The sequence below is a fragment of the Amycolatopsis sp. SID8362 genome (genome assembly GCF_010550475.1).
GTDB lineage: Bacteria > Actinomycetota > Actinomycetes > Mycobacteriales > Pseudonocardiaceae > Amycolatopsis > Amycolatopsis eburnea.
In genome coordinates this window covers 1-2,283 of sequence record NZ_JAAGNB010000680.1, presented here as the reverse complement: position 1 = coordinate 2,283, position 2,283 = coordinate 1, and the positions used below count along the sequence as shown (strand labels likewise).

Sequence of the window (2,283 nt, the reverse complement as noted above, 5' to 3'; positions counted from 1 at the left end):
TGCGCGGCAGCCGGACCGGCGTGTTCGCCGGGATCATGTACCACGACTACAGCACCGCCGACGTCGAGTTCCCGGCCGAGTCGCTGGGCTACCTCGGCACCGGCAACGCCGGCAGCGTGCTGTCCGGCCGCGTCTCCTACACCCTCGGGCTGGAAGGGCCGGCGGTCACCGTCGACACCGCGTGCTCGTCCTCGCTGGTGGCGGTGCACCTGGCGAGCCAGGCCCTGCGGAGCGGCGAGTGCTCGCTGGCGCTCGCGGGCGGCGTCACGGTGATGGCCACGCCGAGCACGTTCCTCGACTTCAGCGCCCAGGGCGGGCTGTCCGCCGACGGCCGCTGCAAGTCCTTTTCGGACAGTGCGGACGGCGTCGGCTGGGCCGAGGGCGTCGGCGTCCTGCTGCTGGAACGGCTGTCCGACGCGCGCCGCAACGGCCACCCGGTGCTCGCGGTGGTCCGGGGCAGCGCGGTCAACTCCGACGGCGCGTCCAACGGTCTCACCGCGCCCAACGGCCCCTCGCAGCAGCGCGTCATCCGGCGCGCGCTCGCCGAGGCCGGACTGTCCACTTCGGACGTCGACGTCGTCGAGGGGCACGGCACCGGTACCCCGCTGGGCGACCCGATCGAGGCGCAGGCGCTGCTGGCCACCTACGGGCAGGACCGCGAGGAGCACCGGCCGCTGCTGCTCGGGTCGGTCAAGTCGAACCTGGGCCACACGCAGGCCGCGGCCGGCGTCGCGGCGATCATCAAGATGGTGCTCGCCCTGCGCGAAGGCACCGTGCCGCCGAGCCTGCACGCCGGCACCCCGTCGTCCCATGTGGACTGGACGGCGGGCGATATCCGGCTGCTCGCCGAAGCCGAGCCGTGGCCCGACACCGGCCGCCCCCGCCGTGCCGCGGTGTCCTCGTTCGGCATCAGCGGCACCAACGCGCACACGATCCTGGAGCAGGCCCCCGAGCTCCCGGAGACCTCGGAGACGCCGGCGCGGCCCCTGCCGGTGGTTCCCCTGGTCGTCTCGGCCCGCACGCCGGAAGCGTTGCGGGAGCAGGCTTCCCGGCTCGCCCCGGTCATCGGCTCGGCGGAGCTGGCCGACGTCGGCTTCTCGCTCGCCACCTCGCGGACGCGGTTCGAGCACCGCGCGGTCTTGCTCGCCCCGGACGACGACGGCGCCCGCCGCGCGCTGTCCGCGCTGGCGCACGGCGAGGCGGTGGGCGGGCTGGTGCAGGACGTCGCCGAGCCCGGCCGCAAGCTCGCTTTCCTGTGCTCCGGCCAGGGTTCGCAGCGGCTCGGGATGGGCCGGGAGCTCGCGGCCGCGTTCCCGGTGTTCGCCGATGCGCTCGACGACGTCCTGGCGCGGTTCGACGCGCCGGTCCGCGAAGTGCTCTGGGGCGACGACGCCGAGGCGCTGGCGCAGACGCAGTACGCGCAGGCCGCGCTGTTCGCCTTCGAGGTCGCGCTGGTCCGGTTGCTGGAGTCCTGGGGCGTGCGCCCGGACCACGTCGCCGGGCACTCGCTCGGCGAGGTCGTCGCGGCGCACGTCGCCGGCGTCCTGTCCCTCGGCGACGCCTGCACGCTGGTGGCCGCACGCGGCCGGCTGATGCAGGCCCTGCCGCCCGGCGGGGCGATGGTGTCGCTGCGCGCGACCGAAGCAGAAGTGCGCCCCCTGCTGACCGATGGGGTTTCGCTCGCCGCCGTCAACGGCCCCGCGTCGGTGGTCGTCTCCGGCGCCGAAGACGAAGTGCTGGCGATCGCGGAGAAGTTCGAGAAGGCGAAGCGGCTCAACGTGTCGCACGCGTTCCACTCGCCGCTGATGGACTCGATGCTCGACGAGTTCCGCGCCGTCGTGGCGGAACTGGAGTTCGCCGAGCCTGCCGTCGCGATCGCCGCCGCCGGGGACGTCACCTCGCCCGAGTACTGGGTGCGGCACGTGCGCGAGGCCGTCCGGTTCGCCGACGGCGTCACGACCCTGCGCGAAGCCGGCGTCACCGCGTTCCTGGAGATCGGGCCGGACGGCGTGCTTTCGGCGATGGCACTGGACTCCCTGCCCGCTGCCGCCGTGCTGGTCCCGGCGCAGCGCGCGGACCGCCCCGAAGCGCTCGCGCTGATCACGGCCGTGGCGCGGCTGCACGTGGCCGGGGTGGACGTCGGCTGGGGTGCCGTCTTCGGCGGCGGCGCCCGCGTCGACCTGCCGGTCTACCCCTTCCAACACCGGCGGTACTGGCCCGCCGGCGGCGCCGCCCGTGCCGGCAACGTCTCTTCCGCCGGCGTGGCGGCCGCCGGGCACCCGC

At 74.9% G+C, this 2,283-nt stretch carries 1 protein-coding gene; it reads left to right on the top strand.

What is annotated here, in order from left to right:
• A partial coding sequence (locus tag G3I65_RS20460; protein WP_160697530.1) for a type I polyketide synthase occupies positions 1–2,283 on the top strand: 2,283 nt, incomplete at both ends.